Origin of the sequence: Lysinibacillus sp. Ag94 (assembly GCF_023242215.1) — a bacterium.
Classification (GTDB): domain Bacteria; phylum Bacillota; class Bacilli; order Bacillales_A; family Planococcaceae; genus Lysinibacillus.
Genome location: NZ_CP096780.1, coordinates 1,633,721 through 1,654,429, shown reverse-complemented (window position 1 = coordinate 1,654,429; position 20,709 = coordinate 1,633,721). Strand labels below are relative to the sequence as shown.

Below are 20,709 nucleotides of genomic sequence, written 5' to 3'. Positions count from 1 at the left end.
CACCTCGCTTTAGCTAGTAGACTGATTTTTCAGTCTACTTTTCATATAAAAAGCACGCTACCTGTTGATGGTTATTTTCTTCCTGAAGCACAGGTCGTTCATGATGACATCTGTTCATCACATAAGGACAACGTGTATGAAACGCACAGCCTACAGGCGGATTCATCGGGCTTGGCAATTCACCTTGTAACGGTATTTCTTGTTTCGGTTGATTAAAATTGATAACTGGAATGGCTGATAGCAAAGCCTGCGTATATGGATGCAGAGGATTCGCATATAACTCCTTCTTCGTGCCTATTTCCACTACCCTCCCTAAATACAACACAGCCACTCGATCGCAAATATGTTTTACAACGCTTAAATCATGTGAAATAAATAAATAGGTCAAATGAAATTCATCCTGTAAATCCATCATTAAGTTTAAGACCTGTGACTGGACCGATACATCTAGTGCAGATACAGGCTCATCCGCAATAATGAACGCTGGATGAATAGCAAGAGCCCGAGCAATCCCGATTCGTTGTCTTTGACCGCCAGAAAATTCATGCGGGAACTTTCGCATAGCATCTTCTGGTAGACCTACCTTTTGTAAAAGCTCCTTGACACGTTCTTTACGTTGCTCTTTTGTTATTGTTAATTGCAGTTTCATCGGTTCTTCGATAATGGCACCTATTCGCATACGAGGATTGAGTGATGCAAAAGGATCCTGAAAAATCATTTGCATTTGATTGCGAAAGGTTTGCAACTTACTCCCCTTTAACTGTTGAATGGGCTGTCCTTTATATAAAATTTCTCCCTCGGTTAGTTCGACGAGTTTTAAAATAGTTCGGCCAAACGTTGATTTTCCGGAGCCGGATTCTCCTACAATGCCAAGCGTCTCGCCGCGGAAAATTTCAAGCGAAATATCATCGACTGCTTTAATGACTTTTTTCTCTTCCTTCATCGACTTACGTTTCACAGGAAAGTAGGCTTTTAAATGATTAATTTCAAGCAAAACTTCTTTCTTCGTCATGATCAAGCACCCCCTTCTCCATAAATAAATGACAGCGCACTTTATGCTCGTCTTGAATATGGATTACCTCCGGCTGCACGTTATGACATTGTGCCATCGCAAATGGACAGCGTGGTGCAAAGCGACAGCCCTCCGGTAACGCATAAGCTGGTGGAACCGCGCCAGGGATTGACGGCAACCTTTTAACATCTGTCTCTAAATTAGGCATTGTTTTTAAAAGAGCAGCTGTATACGGATGCTTTGGATTCATAAAAAGCTCTCGCACTGGTGCTTGTTCTACGATTTGTCCTGCATACATAACCAAAACGCGGTCTGCAGTTTCTGCTACGACGCTCATATCATGTGTAATAAATAATATAGCCGAACGATGTTTTTCCTTCATCTTTATCATAAGCTTTAAAATTTGTGCCTGTACGGTTACATCAAGTGCCGTTGTGGGCTCATCCGCAATCAGCAGCTGAGGGTTATTGGACATGGCAATAGCAATCATGACACGCTGGCGCATTCCACCTGATAATTGGTGGGGATATTCAGCAATAATCTTTTCCGCATTCGCAATACCGACTTCTTTTAACAACTGTAGAGATTTCTCTTTCGCCTCTTTTTTTGAAATCCTTTGATGTCTACGAATACCTTCTATTATTTGATTACCGATTGTAAACACAGGATCTAATGATGTCATCGGTTCTTGAAAAATCATACTAATTTCATTGCCTCTTATATTGCTCATCTCTTTATTTTTATAGTCTAAGAGATTTTTACCATTCAATTTAATCGTACCAGCTGTCATTTCTCCTGGCGGTATGGGCAGTAATCGCATTATCGATAACGATGTAATACTTTTACCGCTTCCAGACTCCCCTACAAGCGCAACGGTTTCTCCTTTACGAATCGTAAAGCTTACATCATCAACAACTTTTGCCTCTTTACCATTTTTTAAATGGAATTTAATTTTTAAACGATTTACCTCTAAGAGCACTTGATTTTCTCTTGACTGATCCATATGCATTCCTCCATCTCACATTTGATTTGGTGGTGCATAGCGTATCGCGATATTTTTCATTTGTGTATAATTTCTCAACGCGACAAAACCTTTTTCTCGGCCAATGCCGCTCTTTTTATAGCCACCAAACGGCATTTGAATACCGCCTGCTGCACCGTAGTTATTAACAAATACTTGTCCTGCTTTTATACGGCTTGCAACATAATGCGTAGTATCTAAATCCTTCGACCAAACGCCTGCAACTAAACCATAATCTGTACTGTTCGCTAAAGTAATTGCTTCCTCAACGGTATTAAACGTCAATACCGTCAACACCGGCCCGAAAATTTCCTCCTGTGCAAGTGCATCGTTAGCTGCTACTCCTGCAAGTATTGTTGGTTCAACATAATATCCTTTTTCATAGCCCGCAATCGTCAGTGTCTCTCCACCAGTAATCACGTAACCATCTTCTTTCGCTTTTTGCAGCAGTGTTGAAATTTTCGTATATTGTCGTTCATTAAGAAGTGGACCCATATTAACGTCTGCCTCACCTGGACCAACTCTTAAAGCTTGAAATTTCTGCACTAACTGAGCAATGAATTTTTCTTTAGCACTTTCTTCAATCAGTAATCTAGCTCCTGCAGAGCATGTTTGCCCGGCATTCTGAATAATGGCACGTACAACACCATCAAGTGCTTGCTCCATGTTGGCATCCGCAAAAACAATATTTGGTGATTTCCCACCAAGCTCTAACGTAACAGGTACAACATTTTCAGCAGCTGATTTCATCACTGCAATTCCTGTTGGTACAGAGCCTGTAAATGTAATATGATTGATATCAGGATGAGATGTTAAATACGGCCCTACATCGCAACCTAAGCCTGTAATATGCTGAAAAATACCTCTCGGCAATTTATCAGCAAACCATTCCGTTATAGCGTGCGTAGTTAATGGCGTATCTTCCGCACTTTTGACAATTACTGCATTGCCAGTAGCAATTGCAGCTGCTACACTTCTCGCTGTGATTTGAATAGGATAATTCCAAGGCACGATATGTACGGTAATTCCAACAGGCTCTAACACTACCGCATTTAAAATGCCGTCCTCAATGGGAATCGTGTCCCCCATTACTTTATCAGCAGCTCCCCCATAAAACTCAAAATAGCGAGCTGCCGCTTCAATATCGGCTCTTGCTTGTGTTAATGGCTTACCAACATCACGACATTCTAATAAACTCCATTCCTCTGCATGCTTGCGTATATAGCGTGCAAGTTCAACAAGTAGCTGTCCACGTTCATATGCCTTTATTTTCCTCCACTCTTCACTTTCAAACGCTACACGTGCAGCACGAACTGCCTCGTCGACATGCGTTTTACTCGCATTCGTAATCTGAGCCATGACTTCACCAGTAGAGGGGTTCATAACATCTAATACTGCCTCGTCCATAGCATCGTAAACCCACTCACCATTTATAAACATCGGAATTTTTTTCACTTTATCCCTCCTAAAGTCCGCGACCTCCGTCTACATGTAATGTCGTTCCAGTAACCATACCCGCTGCATCAGAAAGTAAATAACTTACTGCTCCCGCAATGTCTGATGGATTCACTAAGCGTCCAAGGGGGACCGATTGAACAAAAACACTTTGCTTTGTTTGCTCGATGTCTGCTCCTTGTGGCGTAAATTGACCGAGCATCTGAGTATCGGCTGGCCCTGGGTGAATCGTGTTAACACGTATTTGGCAAGGTGCTAGCTCAATAGCCAATGCACGTGTAAAACTCTCCGCCGCCCCTTTAGAAGCAATATAAGCTTGTAACCCTGGGCGTGGACGTACAGCAGAAATGGAAGCAATCGTAATAATTGAACCTTTGTGCAGCTCTTTCATGTACGGAACGGCTGCCTTTGTTGTAATAAACAAACTTTTAACATTGACATCCATTAACCGGTTCCATTCGTCCATCGTTACTTGCTCAAGCGGTGTTGCTGCCTGCGCTATACCAAGCGCATTAACAAGTCCATCAATGCGTCCATACTTGTCAATAACCTGCTTGAACACTTCGTTCACACACTGCTCTTGTAGGACATTGATTTCAAAGCACTGTAAAGTATCCTGCGCTAAATCACTTAACGAAGCTATTGATAAATCTAGCCCAACTACTATATTGCCCTGCGTTAGTTGTTCCTGAATAATGGCTTTCCCCATACCGCCCCCTGCACCTGTAACGATAATGACCTGTTGTTCTACTGCCATGCTATACACCCCTTGCCGCTAAATTCGTTTTGATAATTTCCTGACAAATGGCATCTCCCATTTGCGCTGTTGTCGCCTGTCCACCAATATCTGCGGTTTTCACAACACCATCTCGAAGCACCTTCTCAATCGCACTCACAATTAACTGTTCTATATCTGGTCTCCCAATATGTCCAAGTAACAAAGCAAGTGACCAAATTTGTGCGATCGGGTTTGCTATGCCCTTTCCTGCGATATTTGGTGCTGACCCATGTACAGGCTCAAACATAGACGGAAATGCTTTCTCCGGATTTAAATTAGCTGATGGTGACAACCCAAGGCCACCAACAATAGCTGACCCTAAATCTGATAAAATATCTCCAAATAAATTGGAGGCAACGACAACCTGAAAATCTTGTGGTCGCTCTACGAAATAAGCTACTAAAGCATCGATATAGATAGATTCTAACTCTAGCGCAGGTGAGCTTTGTGCTAGAACTCTATTAGCATGCTCATCCCAGAACTTCATGGAATGGATAATGGCATTCGATTTTGTCGCACTTGTAATTTTGGTTTTGCCATTTTTATAGGCATAATCACAGGCGGCTTGGACAATTTTTTCAATACCGATACGTGTCATAATCGTATTTTGAATCGTCATTTCCTGCGGTTGATTATGATAAACCCGCCCACCACTATCTGAATATTCCCCCTCCGCATTTTCCCGGAAAATCACAAAATCAATATCCCTTCCGTTAGCAAGCGGTGAGGCTATACCAGGTAATGATTTAATCGGACGGAAATTAACATATTGCTGGAAGCTTTTTCGTATCGGCATAATTAATTCCCATACAGTCACATTATCCGGAACACGAGCATCTCCAATTGCCCCGAATAAAATCGCATCGTATGCTTTTAATATGTCTAATGCATTGTCTGGCATCATACGACCGTGCTTGAGGTAGTAATCGGAGCTCCAAGGAAAAATTGTCGTTGCTATTTGTAAAGATGAATCATGTTCCTGAAGAGAATTCAGTACCTTTAATGCTTCCACCATAACCTCTTTTCCAATGCCATCGCCTGGAATGATTGCGATTTTTGTGTGAGTCATTGTGCATCACCTGCTAAAAAGTTTAGTGCTGCCAAACGGTAAATGGCTGTTGTTTCTGCTAATTCTTCAATATCGACATATTCGTCAATTTGATGAGGAATATCACGATCACCCGCTCCAACGGTAACGATTGGTACTCCATGTACATGAAGGAACGTTCCATCCGTAGCCCCTGGAACACCGTTATATTTCGGCTCTTTTCCCGTTACCTTAGCGACTGCCTCATAAATGGCTTGTACAACAGGATCCTCCTTCGCTGTTGCTGTTGCAGGACGGTTATCTAGCACTGTTAGCTCAACTTTAAAATCTGGATCATCTGCTTGCAGACGTTTAATAATGGTATCAATTTTACCGAGAAGCTCATCATGATCCTGTGCAGGGACTGTACGAATATCAAGTGTTGTCATACAATGATCAGGGATGACATTAATTTGGGCATCTCCTTTTACAGGTGCTCGTAAAATCGTTGGTGTAATAGATGGCCAATGAAGCATCGGATCACGTCCTAAACGTGCCTGCTCTTCTTTTTCTAATTTTTCAAGCTCTACAATAAAACGTGCCATGCGCCAGTTCGGATTAATGCCACTCCAAGAAATTGCACCGTGCGCCATTTTACCGAAAATATCTACTTTCAAACGTATTGCGCCACGCTGTGCAATACAAACATTGTTTTCCTCTGGCTCACAAATAATCGCCCCATCCACATCATCTGCCCAGCCATTTTTTATAAAGTGTTTAATCCCAAGCATCATTCCTTCTTCATCACATGGAATACATAAAATAATCTTGCCTGTAAATTCCTCCTGGTCCAGTAACAACGACTGACAAGCTGTAATCATACAAGCAAGATTTCCTTTTGTATCATTTGTGCCTCGGCCATACATTCGACCATCAATAATTTCTGCACTGAATGGATCGTACGTCCATGCCTCACGATTTCCTTCTGTAACGACATCTGTGTGTCCTTCAAAGAGTAGTGTTTTTCCTGGCTTACCCGAATCAATAATACCAATAACATTCGGCCTTCCGGGCATAACCTCCTCCACATGTGTTTCTATCCCAATATCACGTAAATATTGAGCGACAAAATTCGCAACTTGTTGTTCATTGCCATTTGGATCTGGATCACCTTCTCGATAAACGCTATCTATTCGTACTAGCTTTTGTGTAAGCTCGATAACTGCTTGTCGATCGCGCACATAAGATTCCGTTGTCTTTAAACTTGTTACTGCCAATCAAATGCCCCCTTGTTTTTAGAATATTCTAGAGATCAATGATGCCTCGAAATAATAGCGTCCGGAATCGGCTTTGTGCTTAGGCCTACACGAGGGCCGACACGATGACGTTCATTTCGGTAATGCCACAGGACGTGGTGCTTTTACCGATGCAGGTCAATTAGCCGTTATCGCATGGATGCAATCTTTTTAGGCTAACTAAGTGAACTCCTTTCCGATTCCGTGACATCCGCTGGAAGCTTTAATATTGTCCTATTAGACAAGTATTAGACAAGTATTAGACACTTTGTTAATAATACATAAAATGCTATTAACTTTTTGTTTAGTAGTAAAAAGTTAGAAAACAACAAAATTATCTATCTTATGTTGTTTTTCGATAATAAAAGCTCAGACATTTACCATAATGTGGGATGCATTTCCGTTCTATTGGGCTCTTTCCGAGGAAGTTCGATTTTCACAACAATCACCTTATTCGCATGTCATAGGTTTTATCAAAATGCCATCTCATTTTTAGGTGATAAAAAAATAAATAGCTTTTCATTTTAAGCTGTTTTCGAAAAGATTGTTGCTATTCAACTGGCGGAACAGTTTAGTGCAGTGAGGAAGTAGGATAATATCAAACATACTATGCATTTAAGGTGATTAAAATGAAGAAAGTTTTTGTCGTAGACGGGCATATTTTTTTAAACTTTAAGAAATTATGTAAGGAGAGTTGTTCTTTTTGGAAAGTATGAGGTAGTTTTGGAGAAATTGCTCCGATAAATCTAATAGTGATTTTGGATATGAAGAAACAATAATTAAACTTAATGAAAAGTTGAAAAAATGACATCCAAGTAATGATAAATATGTACTACAAGAAGGAATAAAAAAGAGGAACTGCTTAATGGCAAGAAAATCAGAAAGAATATGTCACAGTTATTTCTTTATAATAAATACCAAGAGAAATTGCGCTATGCAATTTCTCTTGTTGCTTAAACTGAAATTAATTATAATTCATCCTCGGTAACTTCATTATTATTTTTATTACCATTGCCGTTGCCATTCCCTGGCTTCACAACCAACACATCAAATGTTAGTGTGTGCTCACCATACTTTACTATAACCGTCGTGTTACCTTGACCTTTTCCTTTTACAGCCCCTGCTTTTACAGTAGCTATTTTATCATTCTCTACTTCGTAGGTTGCAAGCTTTGTAACATCTTTTTCTGTTGTTTTACCATCAAAAGTAGTTACTTCAGTAATTTTAACTGGAACTTCTTTACCTATTCTAGTTTCCACCTGAGCTTGGTCAATTTCTAGTGTTACTATTGGTTCTTTTACAGCAGGTGCTTTAACTGTAACATTTATAGGTACTTCATTATCACCATATGAAATAGTTATTGTCGTCGTGCCCTCACCTACTGCAGTTACTAATCCATTTACTATTGTTGCAACATTTTCATCTCCAACAACATAAGTAGCTTTTGAAGTTACGTCTTTCTCTGTTGCAGCACCTTCTGCAGGCGTTGTCGTTTCTGTTACCGTAAGTTGTGCAGTTTCTCCAGCTGTTAAGTCTAGCTTAGTTGGATTTACAGAAAGTGCTATTACTGGTTCTACTACTTCTTTTTCATATATCTTCGCTTCACCAACATTCCCGGCAGCGTCTTTAATGATTACTGAAACAGCATTTGTTTCTGCTGTTACTGGGAATGTGAAGCTACCGTCTTGATTTAATTCAAAAGCTACTGGCGCTTGTACTTTACCATTTATCGTCGAAATATAGGAAGCTTTTAATTTATCATTTAAATTGTAATCTAAACCGTATAAATATAGCTCTTCATTGTAGTCGATATATTTATCTGTTACTTGTCCTGTAGCGACACCTTTAGCTACTGTACCAGTAATTTCTGGTTTAGTCGTTTTCACGATAATTGGTCCAACATAATCGGAAACTACTCCTGATGCTGCAAGACCGGTGAAGTCAATTGTATATAGACCATCTGGAATCTTTGTGGCAGGTGCTGTGCCCCATGGTTTGTACTGCCCAGCAATATTCAGCGTATAAGAGCCTTTTCCTAGTGCAGTCCCAGCATGTAGATAACCAATGTAGCCGTCTCCGTATTCTCCACCTTTAGGATTCATAATATCCCAAAGCTCGATATAGTTAGTTGTTACATCTCCAGTTAATGTGAATGACAGTACAGCTGAATCCTTTACCCCATCTCCGTTAAAGGATAGGTCTGTTTCTGTAATCTTAAAATCTTTAATTTCAGTTGCTGCCGCGCTACCAAAGTCAGCTGCGAATGGCAATGAAATTTCTGTATCTCCACTGCTGATGTAAATATACCCTAGTATTTCAGAGCCTTTTGGTGCGTTAGCTTGCGAAGCCGTTAATGTAATATTTAAAACTTGCTCTCCGACTAGATTAAATGTCGGCTGATCGACTGTAACAGCTGCATCACCAAATGTTTTTGTCACATCAATTGATACGTTATAATTGCCGCCGTTCCCTTTAATATCTTTTACTAAAACTTGTTTCGTGACAGAAATATCCCGGTCTTTAAGAGATTGAGGACCGAAAGTAACTGTACCTTTCAAGTTTTCTGCAACTGCACCAGTTCCATCTAAAATTGCGCTATCAAGTGCATAGGCAAGAATTTCCGGATGAGCTGCTGCATAAGCATTTACACGCCCTGCACCTTGAGAAAACACATCGTATTTTGTTTTATCTAAAACCTTTGCTGTATTAGAAAGCGCCACTTTTACATCGAAGGCGTTCCAATCAGGATTTGCTTGTTTAACTAATGCAACAATACCTGTAATATGCGGTGTTGCCATAGAAGTTCCTGTTTTGCGAGCATATGCTTCCCTATAATCTGCAGCAGGGAAATCTTTTTTATACATCGGAATTGTTGACATAATGTTTGTTCCAGGTGCACTTACATCTGGTTTAATATCAAAATTTGGTGTAGATGGTCCACGTGAACTTGAAGAGTTTACATCATCTCCCAGTGTCTTTGTGGAAGCAAATTTACTAAAGCTTACTTTTCCAGTTCCGCCTGCTAATGCAGCGCGAATTGCATCGCCATCCGTTTGTGACATATCAAATGTTGGCAGAAAATCAAATGCATCACCAAGGAATGTGCCTGAAATGTTCGGTGCATTCGTTCCACCAGCAAAGTTATGAATAATTGTTGCGACTGCTCCATTTGCCTTTGCATTCGCAATTTTATCAACGAATGCGATACTGCCACGGGAAATCAATGCCACTTTACCTTTTACATTAATTCCTTCGAAGTCTTTTACTTCCCCGTTTCCAGGAACAGCAACTAGGTCAAATTCCCCTTGAAGCTGTGTTGCTAAATTTTCCCCAAAAGTCGTGCCCATTAACGGAAGCTGCTTTGTTAAATTGTAGTTGCCAACTGTAACATTCACTTCTCCGTTATACATTGTTTCAGGATTTGTTGTATTACCAACAGCAATTCCTAAACGGGCCGTTGCAGGCGTGCCTATTGTTCCGCGATTTGGACCTTCGTTCCCTGTTGCAATTACTCCGATTGTTCCAGCCATCATTGCATTATTAATAGCAAATGAGCCCGCATCCGTTTCAGAGTTTGCGCCCCCGCCAAGTGAAAGGTTGATAACGTCCATTTTTTCTTTTACAGCGGTTTCAATTGCTTTAATAATACCAGATGTAGCTCCACTTCCGTACGCTCCAAGAACACGGTAAGCATAAAGGTCTACTTTTGGAGCAATTCCTTTTATACCGAATTCGTTAGCTCCGATTGCTGCAATTATTCCAGCAACATGTGTACCGTGAGAAGTATAGAACGAGCTTCCTTTTTCATTAAATTCAGGTATTCCGACAGGACGCTCCGAAGGCAATGTTTCCGATGCGTCGTCATCTGCCCGAGGCTTCGTGTAAGTTGCTGAATTCGGAATGAAGTTTTTTCCACCTTTGTAAACTCCAACGAACTCGGGATGATCTGCATCAATACCAGTATCTAATACTGCTACTTTTATTCCTTGTCCTTCAATTCCTTCCTTCCAAAGCTGTTCGATGCCAAGGAAAGAATTACTTGTATTCATTCGAGCTTCTAATGGATCTTCCTTCTTAAGTTCCGATGATTTCATCGGCTTATCTTCCGATGCGTATACAATTGCATCAGGTTCGATTAATGTAATTCCTTCTACTGTAAGCAATTTCGGGAGATCGTTTGCTTTCACTGTTGCCGCAAAACCGTTTAAGACAGTATCAAATGTGTACCCTTGAGTCATTTGAACTTTTTTAGCAGCTAACTCTTTTTTAACTTCTGCTTGCTGTGCTTTTACATTTGAACGAACTTCATTTGCTTGGGCATTAGAGAATTTTTGGCCTTTGACTAGGCTCATTCCTTGCTCTAGTGCCACAGGCTTTTCAGATAAATGAACAATGACTGCAATATCCTGATTGCCTGATACATTTTGTAAGCTTTCGTGAAGAGTTGGTCCATCTTTAGACAAGCTTAGCTGTTCAGCGATAGCCGCCTTTAGTTGAATGATACTTTCACTTTGACTATCCTGCTTGAATAGTTTCGATTCTTCAGCATTAGCACTCGACAATGGAACCAATAGAGAAAGCGCCATAAAGAAAGCTAGAATACTACTTAAGAACTTCGTAAACTTAAACTTTTTCAAATCTCAATTCCTCCCCTGCCTTTAATTGTCACACTTTTCAGTTTAGTGTGATATTTCCAATTTATCACAAGAAAACTATTTCGAGTATCCTGATATTTGAATATTCCGAAATATTGATAATTAGTATCAGTTTATCAAATATAGATTAAATCTATCTTCCTAGTAATTTAATAAAAAAGTAGAACTTTCAAACGACCGTAATTTATTAATTTTTTGCTATAGTTGAAGAAGAAGCCAAACAAGAAATAACAACTTGGAGAAAACAACCTAGTTTTAAAAACATTGCGCTTCGACATCGGAAGACTTAAGACAAATTGGAACTTCCAAAAGAATAGTCATGCTAGAGACTTCCTGTTCGTCATTTGGCCAGCTGGAAAAGTGTGAAATGGTAATAAAAAACCAGCGTCTCTGTTGAACTACATTCATAACAGAGAGCTGGTTTATTTCTTTTATCCACATTATCGGGTCACTATTAAAACTCTTTATTGCTGGCGAGATTCTGTCATTTGCTTCCAAACAGAACCTTTTGCTTCCTCACCCTGTTCGATGCGGGCAATCGCCATTTTTACTTGTAGCTTCACTTCAAACTCTTTATCTTCTGCTGCAGCCTTTAATGCTGCTAATGAATTATCAGTGCCAACCTCATATAAGTACATAGCTGCACGCCAACGAACAAGTTTGTTTTTATCCTGTAATGCTTGTTGCATCACGTCTTCAAATTCTACAAAGCCGAGGTCACTCATACAATCTCCTGCAGTTCGACGGACCGCTGCACTTTTGTCCTGTAATGCCTTTTCCAAATATGGCACGACTGCCACATCTTCAATCATTCCTAAATAAACGGTTGCCAGTCGACGGATAGACATTTGCTCATCTTGTAACGCCAAATCTAAAAGCGGTAAATCCTCTAGCTCTGGATCTGCCATTTGGTCAAGCAATTGGAAACGTTTTTCCCATTCTGGTTGCTTAAACTGTTCAACAGTAATTTTTAGTTTAGCTGGCTTCTGAATAGTTTTCTCTGAATCATTAATCGTTGCAACAATCTCCGTTAAACGTTCCTCAGAATATGTCACATCGATTTCTTGTTTTACTGCTTCCGCAATTTCCTCAAGCTCTCCGTAACGTACGCCATAATCGATCCATTTACGTTGGAAAATATAATTCTCATCCACTGCTGTTTCAAGAATTTTATTGAAAGCTTCCACAAAGCGCTCACCACAGCTTACACGGTACTCACGTTGATTATCAAATACCTTTACTTGCAGTGGTACCTGCTTATAAAATTGCACATGAACGTACACTTCCCCATAAAATTCATTGGCTACTTGTTCTTTGTTTTCTTCCTGTACATCTTCACCTAGCGCTTGGCGAATGCTTGCTAAAATACCTTCCCATGCATACTTTGCGTTACGCTCAACAGCGAAGAAATCCGCTACATGGTAAACACCTTTAACACCTTCGATTGCTAAAATTGCTGCTACTTCACCAGTTGCTTCATCTTTATTATCTTTTGTAAAATTATAGCTTTTGCCAAAAGGTAACTCTGTATCCACGACAATCTTCATAGAATTAGGACTTGGTGTCGGTTCAATTGTGATAATCTTCATGTCTATCGCTCCTTATCCATTTACGATTTCATCTAAATATGACCATCTTTCAATAAGGTGTTCATATTGTGCATTTAGCTCATCTAGCTTCGCCGTTAATTCCTGTAGCTTTGTAAAATCAGCACCAGCGTTGGCGATACCTTCTTCTGTCTCCATAATCGCTGTTTCTGTCTTTTCTATTTCATCAGCAATTGTTTCCCATTCTTTCTGCTCTTTAAAGGATAACTTTTTCTTGTCCGATTTAGGCTTTTCGGTCTTAGTTTTTTCAACTTTTGGCGATTCTACCCTTACAGCGGATTCCTGGTCACGCTTTTGTAAATATTCACTATAAATATCAAGCGTTTCATTAACATGCCCAAGACCATCTAAAATCCATAACTTTTTCGCAATGCGATCTAAGAAAAAGCGATCGTGAGATATAGTGATAACAACTCCAGGGAAATGCTCAATGAAATCCTCGAGTACACCTAGTGTTTCAATATCCAAATCATTTGTAGGCTCATCCAGTAACAGTACGTTTGGTTGCTCCATTAATAATCGTAATAAATGGAGACGTTTACGCTCACCACCCGATAGTTTACCGATAGGTGTACCGTGTGCATGAAGTGGGAATAAGAAACGTTCCAGCATTTGTGCTGCCGAATAACGTACACCCTCCGCATCTGTGATATCATTGGAAGCTTCTCGGATATATTCAATCATGCGCTCGTTTTCATTCATTTTTGGTAAAGTTTGTTTGAAATGCGCTAACTTCACTGTCGATCCAACTAGAATTTCACCAACATCAGGTGTAAGCTCTCCTGATAACATGTTCATTAATGTTGATTTTCCTACACCATTTGCTCCGATAATGCCAATACGGTCGCCCTGTTGCAGTAAAAATGAAAAGCTTTCGAGAATTTTTTGATGGCCAAAAGCCTTTGAAATATTTTCAGCCTCTAAAACTTTCCGGCCAAGACGAGTTGTTGCTAGGCCCATGTCAAGAGAAATATCCTCCGATTTACGCTCTAAGTTATCCTCCAACTGCTCGAAGCGCTGGATACGTGCCTTTTGCTTCGTAGAACGCGCTTTCGCTCCGCGACGAATCCATTTTAATTCTGAGCGATAGCGGTTGCGGTCTTTTTGTGCGGAGGCCGCTTTCATTTCCTCACGAATAGCACGTGCTTCTAAATAATCCCCATAATTCCCAGTATGTCGGTATAAGGTTTGATCAGCTAGCTCGTAAATATGAGTAGACAGCTCATCTAAGAAATAACGATCATGGGTAATAAATATAACTGCTCCCTTTAATCGTAACACCATTTCCTGCAGCCACTCTGTAGACTGCACATCTAAATGGTTGGTAGGCTCGTCCAATAAATATAAATCTGCCGGCTCAATTAATACTTTAGCTAAAGCAACACGCTTTTGCTGACCGCCTGACAATGTTAAAACCTCTTTATCAAACATTTCAATGCCAAGCTTCGTAAGCGCCGTCTTTGCAAGTGCATTGACATCCCACGCCTGCTCCTCATCCATACGATGCTGCAAGCTAAATAGCGTTTTTTGTAAACTTTCTGAAGTCGGATTTAACGCAAGTGCAGCAACGGTTTCTTCATATTCACGATTCAGTTTTAATATAGGAGAATCCCCTGCAAACACTGCTTGTAACACTGTTTCTCCACTTTGAAAAGTAGGCTCCTGTGGTAAATAGGCAACACGATATTTATTTGGGCGGTCTACTTCCATTGAATCCGCTTCGATTTCACCAGCTAACATAGAAAGCAATGTGGATTTACCAGTACCATTAATACCAATTAGCCCAGCTCGCTCTCCTTCATAAATCGTAAATTCAATATTTTGAAAGAGCGTTTTATCGCCCACTGTTTTCGTTAAATTTTGTACTATTAAATGACTCATTACACTTGTCCATCTCTTTCATTAGGTGTTGTTTAGTGTCCATACTACTTTTATATGTAGTTTATTATTGATATCCATTTTTATCATAACACCAAATGACAGGTAAACAAAGGACAACAAACTCTTCTTACCTATCTAAAAAACGGATCCTCACCAAACGTGTGGTTGATCTCCGTTCCGGCTGGGTGCTTACCAGGGGGCGTCCGATGAGCCGCTTCACTTGCGATGCTCGCTCCAGGGTCTCGGGCCAACAGATGTTTTTTGCGCGAAAGCGAAGCGGCAGCAGCACCGATGTTGGTCACGAAGGCGTTATCACAGGATGTGATGCTTTTAGCCTTAGTTCCTCTATTGCTAATCCCCAAGGAATCGCCCAGCCTCCACTCCAATCAACTTATTCACATAGTAGACGTTAAGTCATCCACAACTTTTGATGATAAACAAAAAACGCTCTCTCATGAATTGTAAATTGAAGAAGAGATAGAGTATGTAAAAAAAACATGTAAAAAAACTTCTTAAAAATCCAAAAAAAATATCCGGATAGAAATATTTCTATCCGGATACAGACGCTAATTATTTTACCAATAACCAAGAGCCTTCCACCATAGTCCTCCTACTATGACAAAAATCAGGATGGTAACAATGGAAACGACAAATCCAACTGTCCACCATTTTTTTTGATCAATATAACCTGCACCAAAGAAGACCGGTGCTGGACCAGAACCGTAATGAGTAGTGGCGCCAAATAAATTACTAAATGCCGCTAATAATATAGCTGCCAACATAGCAGGTGCACCCGCTTGCAACATAACAGATAAAAATGCTGCATACATCGCACTAATATGTGCAGTGGAACTCGCAAAGAAATAATGAGAATAGAAATAGACTAAAGCTAATATGACAACAGCCCATATCCAACTATACCCAGATACAAGTCCACCTACTTCATTACTAAACCATGGAATCAGCCCTAGTTTGTTCATAAAAGATGCCATCATAAATAGCGTTGCAAACCAGATTAGTGTATCCCATGCTCCTTCTTCCTTTTTAATATCTGCCCATGTTAATACATCTAACAATAACAGCAATGAAAGACCTATAAGAGCTGCCGTTGTTGCACTAATACCTAAGTAATCTCCACCAATCCATAACGACAACACAGCAACAAATACAACGATCATTCGTTTTTCAGAACTTTTCAGTGGACCAAATTCATCCAGCTTCTTTTTAGCGATTGCTGCTGCCTCTGGTGTTTCTTTGATTTGAGGTGGATAGATTTTATAAATAACATAAGGAACAACGATTAAAGCCGTCAATCCAGGGACAATCATAGCCATTGCCCAACCAAACCAAGTAATAGTTACTCCAGCTGAATCACTTGCTAGCTTAACAATTAAAGGATTCGCTGCCATGGCTGTCATAAACATAGCTGATGTTATTAAATTACCTTGAAAGCCTACCTTTAAAAGAAAGGCCCCCATCTTACGCTCTGTCCCGTCATCTGGTTTAGATCCGAAAGTATGAGATAATGACTGGATAATCGGGAATATAACACCACCTGCACGAGCTGTATTACTAGGAATAGCAGGTGCCAATATTAGATCACTCGCTAGTAAAGAATAAGACAGACTCAATGTTTTTTTCCCAAAAAGACGAACAAATACATAGGCAATGCGTTCCCCTAGTCCCGTTTTTATAAATCCACGAGAAATAAAGAAGGCAATAACAATTAGCCAAATCGTTGAATTACCAAAACCGCTTAATGTCTCTTCAATCGTTAATGTATTTGTTATGGCAATCATAGCCATAGCAATAAATGATATTGCTCCCATTGGCAACGGTTTCGTTATAAAACCTATAATGGTCGCAACAAAAATAGCGAACAAGTGCCACGCTTTTTCATCTACTCCTGAAGGTACTGGACAAAACCAGATAGCCACACCAACAGCAAGGGATATGAAGAAAGGAATCCATTTGACTGCGCTTTTTGCTTCTTTCATGATGTTAAAACTCCTTTGACTATTACCCCAATGTATTTAAAAGGAGATTTCTCCCACGATCTACTAATTATAATGAAAAATAGACCTAATTCAAGATTCCCTTTGTCGAAAAACATAAGTAATTATATATGCTTTATGTAATGAATGAAAAGATTTTTAACTCATTACTAAGAAAAAAATGATCTCGCTTCAGAAATATTTCCCTTTTTGTTAATATTATTGGGAAAAAGTTACTTTTTATCAATTCATTAAAATTAGCATGTGCACAATCCATTAAAAAGATACACACAATGTTTATATCAACTTATATGTCGGGGATCAATCCTCTTTCATTTCATACAGTAAAAAAATTAATCATCTCACGGCCTGTCATTAGAATACAATGTAATATTCTACAAAGCTCAATTATCCCTCGTAAGCTCCTGATGATAGGAATGACTATTTCTCAAAAGATTATTTTGAGGTTCTCCCAGATAATATGCAAGCTTAATAAAAATGCTGTACTTTGAATAGGTCCTCGTTATGTAAAATTTTTTAAGATTTCTTAGTATAAGAATTGCTGGATTATTACAAACTGATAGTATTTATCAATTAGAAAATTATAAAAGGAGTATTCATAGATGCCATTTGTCACCATATTTGGAGGAAAAACTTTTGAAGTAGAAGAAGGAAAAAAATTAGTATTAGCTCTTGAAGATAATTATATAAACATTTTGCATAAGTGTGGTGGAATAGCAAAATGTACAACTTGTAGAGTGGAGGTATTAGCGGGTGAATATAAGGACATTTCAAAAATAGAAAAACACGCCTTCGCTATAAAAAATATTGATGAGAATTTATATGAAGACTGTTTAAGGCTATCTTGTCAAATTCGTGTAATAGGAGACATTACTGTTCGACCAATTTTAACACTAGAAAATACACAGGGCGATAGAGGTCCAAGACCAGCAGATTAACCTAGTATCGATTATATAATTCAAAAGGCATGGAAGTGGTTGCAATGCCCATTAGCTTCCAATGCCAGTTTTTATTTATTTAATATTTTCGTCGCGTTACTTATCCACAGCCTATTTGGAAAGAAAGGTTTAAAGTCATTACACCATGAGCAAATAGAATGATCCCTGTTCCATAACTAGCTTGTGATGAAGCAAACCATGCTGCTACATCCGCATTTTCCCCCGGTCTTCCTTTGGATTTTTTCCAGTTATCGCTACCCATTATGGGTTTCTACGAATAATATTATCTGCCATTCGTATCGCAAGTGCAACCGTTGAGTTTGTCGGGTTTGCTGCAGCAAGAAAAGGTATTACACTGTTGTCTGCTACATACAGACCTGAGACACCATGAATTTCTCCATAGGAATTGGTTGCCGAAGTAGATGGGTCGGTACCCATCCGACATGTACAGGATTCATGGACGTCACTTCCTGGTGGCATTAAGGTAGGCTCACCATCTAATGTAACTCCCATCGCAGTAGCAGATTGAATGATTCCCTCACGCATTTGATTAATAACAACCTTATCCCTTTCACTATAAGAAAAGTTTACTTGCCCTAGTGGAACACCATATTCGTCTCGTTGGTTAGGATCTAAGAAAACCCTGTTCTCTCTTCGAGGCTCTACCAAACCGAAAGTTGCATAGACAACACTAACTTGGTTAGGAAGTACCTTATCTTCAAACTGTTGGTAAGAAAAATATTGATTAGGACCTAATATTTGTATTTGATAAGGAAATTGCTTTGTTTCACGTTTCAAAATTGCTAAATTACCGATATTCTCTGAGAACTGCTTGCGACTTATTTTTCCCGTACCTAATACAAATGAATGATTAGTTAAATAGCGCCCTATAGCTGGACCATCAATACCGGAATTTAGCAAAATTCGAGGTGTCTCTAATGTACTTGCAGAAACAACCACATTTTTGGCCCGAATAGTGTAAGTTTTTTTGTCTTGTGTTGATGCAACACTTACCCCAACAGTTCTTCCGTTTTGAACCAATACTCGCGTCGTATAAGCATTTAACGCAAGATCAAATGGTCTATCATTGAAGGCATACGCAAGAAATTTGATTGAACTAAACCATGCGTTAGAGTAAATTTCCCCCATGCGTGGTCCTCTCATATCAATGGCAAGAGGCATATTCGTGGCTTCTAGAATACCACCAGCGTGAAGCCGATTCATAAGAATCCGTTGCATTGAAGAACCATCTGCATAGGATGTTGTACAATTCAAGACATGCTCTGCCATTCTGAAATATACATCTAATTCATCTGGATGTACAGGCCAATTCTGAAGATGAAACTGAGCAGGTCTCGGACAGGCAGCATTCCAAAACAATGTCCTGCCACCCAGTGCAAATGTTAATCTTGCACCTGAAAATTCTGGTAAACTTTCTCCTACAGGAGTAGAATTATCAGGCCATAGCTGATCGCGCATTCGATCGACATTCATTGTGGGAATATTCAGCGCATGTGAATGAAATAGTTTCGTCCCTTTCTCTAAAATACCGATTCGCTTAGCCCCTTGATGCTTCCACATTTCGCATAAACGGTAAAGCGTTGCCCCACCACCTGCACCACTTCCGACGATTAGAACATCATAGTTCGTATTGGCCATATCCTCCAGCGATTTAGTCGGGATCCAATTATTTGGATAAACCCACATAATACACGTCCTTTCGTGTTAGTCTTTGACATTTAAGTTTATGACTTTCGCTAATTTGATATCACCATTCAAGAACAAAGACCAGGTTTAAAGTGGGTGATGCTCCTATTATTTCTCTTTTTCCTAGAACATAAAGAAAGGCATTGGGAAGGGGAAAATATCTGATAGCTTCCAATGCCAGTTTTTATTTACGCTAGTTTTTAATTAAATCAGCAAGTGCAATCCATAAATTTAACTGTACTGAATGCGGGAATTAATTATATTTTCGTTGCCGTTACCCACGACCTGCTTGAAAAGAAGGATATAAAGTCATGCCACCATCTGCAAATAGAGTGATCCCTGTTACGTAACTAGCTTGGGATGAAGCAAGCCATGCTGCTGTTGCTGCAATCTCCTCTGGTTTTCCGATATAACCCATTGGTACCATACTTTCAACATCTGCACGTTTTTCAGGATCGGCAAATTTCTCAGCATTAATAGGCGTATTGATCGCACCAGGTCCGATATTATTGACACGAATTCCTTTTGGGGCATATTCTAATGCTAATGTTTGTGTCATTAGTTTAATGCCTCCTTTACTAGCTGCATAGTGAACAAACAAAGGCCATGGAATAACTTCGTGAACACTGGACATATTGATCACGGTACCTTTAATATCATGTTCGACGAAATACTTAATTGCTTCCCTACTTCCTAAAAATGCACCTGTTAAATTCGTATTGATTACTTTATTCCAATCTTCAAGCGACATTTCATGTGAGGGTACTGGATTTTCTATACCAGCGTTATTAATTATCACATCGAGTGTTCCGAACTTACTCACAGCTGTCTGGACGAGATTGATAACATCACTTTCGACAGACACATCTCCTTTTACAGCTATCGCTTCCCCTCCTGCTTTTTTCACTCCTTCAACAACAGCATTTGCCTCTTTTTCATTTGAGCGAAAATTTACGATAACTTTTGCTTTCTCCTCGCCAAAGCGTAATGCCATTGCTTTTCCCAATCCTGTTGAAGCACCTGTAATAACAATAACTTTTCCCTCTAAATCTGGATACATCTAAAGTTCTCCTCCTTATACTTTCGCCATTCCTACCATAAATCCAGCAGCGACATAACAATAATCCCAATGAAAATTACTATAAGTTGTCGTTTTGTTTTTTTCTCACCTATGAAAAAATCTGCCCACCGGGTTTCCACTTTCTTAAAACGTAATAATAATATGGAACGAAGCAAAACTTTTATACCATTGAAAAACGTTACTTTAAAATAAAGAAGAATCCATGTGAACATTCGTTCAAAATGGATTCTTAATATG

General features: G+C 39.5%; 14 protein-coding genes. 1 reads left to right on the top strand and 13 read right to left on the bottom strand.

Going from position 1 to position 20,709, the window contains the following annotated elements; all coding sequences use genetic code 11:
* Positions 1-34 precede the first annotated feature (34 nt).
* The 10 genes from MY533_RS07475 to MY533_RS07430 all read right to left on the bottom strand — a co-directional run bounded on the left by MY533_RS07475 (position 35) and on the right by MY533_RS07430 (position 16,728).
* Positions 35-1,012 (bottom strand): ABC transporter ATP-binding protein, encoded by a 978-nt coding sequence (locus MY533_RS07475; protein ID WP_248718588.1) that lies wholly within the window; start codon positions 1,010-1,012, stop codon positions 35-37.
* Positions 987-2,015 (bottom strand): ABC transporter ATP-binding protein, encoded by a 1,029-nt coding sequence (locus tag MY533_RS07470; protein ID WP_248718587.1) that lies wholly within the window; start codon positions 2,013-2,015, stop codon positions 987-989. Before MY533_RS07470 ends, MY533_RS07475 begins: the two co-directional genes overlap by 26 nt.
* 15 nt (positions 2,016-2,030) lie before the next feature.
* Positions 2,031-3,488: an aldehyde dehydrogenase family protein gene (locus tag MY533_RS07465; protein ID WP_248718586.1), complete on the bottom strand. Its 1,458-nt coding sequence runs from the start codon at positions 3,486-3,488 to the stop codon at positions 2,031-2,033.
* A gap of 10 nt (positions 3,489-3,498) precedes the next feature.
* Positions 3,499-4,245 (bottom strand): SDR family NAD(P)-dependent oxidoreductase, encoded by a 747-nt coding sequence (locus tag MY533_RS07460; RefSeq protein ID WP_248718585.1) that lies wholly within the window; start codon positions 4,243-4,245, stop codon positions 3,499-3,501.
* Between the two features lies 1 nt (position 4,246).
* A complete protein-coding gene (locus MY533_RS07455; RefSeq protein WP_248718584.1) occupies positions 4,247-5,335 on the bottom strand; it encodes a tartrate dehydrogenase in 1,089 nt (362 codons plus the stop codon).
* Positions 5,332-6,570, bottom strand: coding sequence for a M20 family metallopeptidase (locus tag MY533_RS07450; RefSeq protein ID WP_248718583.1), 1,239 nt, complete (start codon positions 6,568-6,570; stop codon positions 5,332-5,334). The genes MY533_RS07455 and MY533_RS07450 overlap by 4 nt, the downstream gene beginning before the upstream one ends.
* 986 nt (positions 6,571-7,556) lie before the next feature.
* A complete protein-coding gene (locus tag MY533_RS07445) occupies positions 7,557-11,225 on the bottom strand; it encodes a S8 family serine peptidase (RefSeq protein WP_248718582.1) in 3,669 nt (1,222 codons plus the stop codon).
* A gap of 482 nt (positions 11,226-11,707) precedes the next feature.
* The gene (locus MY533_RS07440) at positions 11,708-12,832 is read right to left on the bottom strand and encodes a conserved virulence factor C family protein (RefSeq protein WP_248718581.1); all 1,125 of its coding nucleotides are present in this window, start codon (positions 12,830-12,832) and stop codon (positions 11,708-11,710) included.
* Positions 12,833-12,844: 12 nt separating this feature from the next.
* Positions 12,845-14,731 (bottom strand): ABC-F family ATP-binding cassette domain-containing protein, encoded by a 1,887-nt coding sequence (locus tag MY533_RS07435; protein WP_248718580.1) that lies wholly within the window; start codon positions 14,729-14,731, stop codon positions 12,845-12,847.
* Positions 14,732-15,306: 575 nt separating this feature from the next.
* Entirely contained in the window at positions 15,307-16,728 is a 1,422-nt protein-coding gene (locus tag MY533_RS07430; protein WP_132358872.1) for an anion permease, read from the bottom strand.
* A gap of 620 nt (positions 16,729-17,348) precedes the next feature.
* Here MY533_RS07430 and MY533_RS07425 point away from each other — a divergent pair.
* Positions 17,349-17,684: a 2Fe-2S iron-sulfur cluster-binding protein gene (locus MY533_RS07425; protein ID WP_248718579.1), complete on the top strand. Its 336-nt coding sequence runs from the start codon at positions 17,349-17,351 to the stop codon at positions 17,682-17,684.
* A 100-nt stretch (positions 17,685-17,784) separates the two neighbouring features.
* Here MY533_RS07425 and MY533_RS07420 read toward each other — a convergent pair whose 3' ends face one another.
* The 3 genes from MY533_RS07420 to gdh form a co-directional block, all read right to left on the bottom strand.
* Positions 17,785-17,946, bottom strand: a complete 162-nt coding sequence (locus MY533_RS07420) for a hypothetical protein (protein WP_371873311.1) — start codon at positions 17,944-17,946, stop codon at positions 17,785-17,787.
* Complete coding sequence (locus tag MY533_RS07415; RefSeq protein ID WP_248718578.1) at positions 17,946-19,391, bottom strand: GMC oxidoreductase; 1,446 nt, start codon at positions 19,389-19,391, stop codon at positions 17,946-17,948. Before MY533_RS07415 ends, MY533_RS07420 begins: the two co-directional genes overlap by 1 nt.
* A gap of 274 nt (positions 19,392-19,665) precedes the next feature.
* Positions 19,666-20,451, bottom strand: a complete 786-nt coding sequence (gene gdh, locus MY533_RS07410; RefSeq protein WP_248718577.1) for a glucose 1-dehydrogenase — start codon at positions 20,449-20,451, stop codon at positions 19,666-19,668.
* Positions 20,452-20,709: the final 258 nt, after the last annotated feature.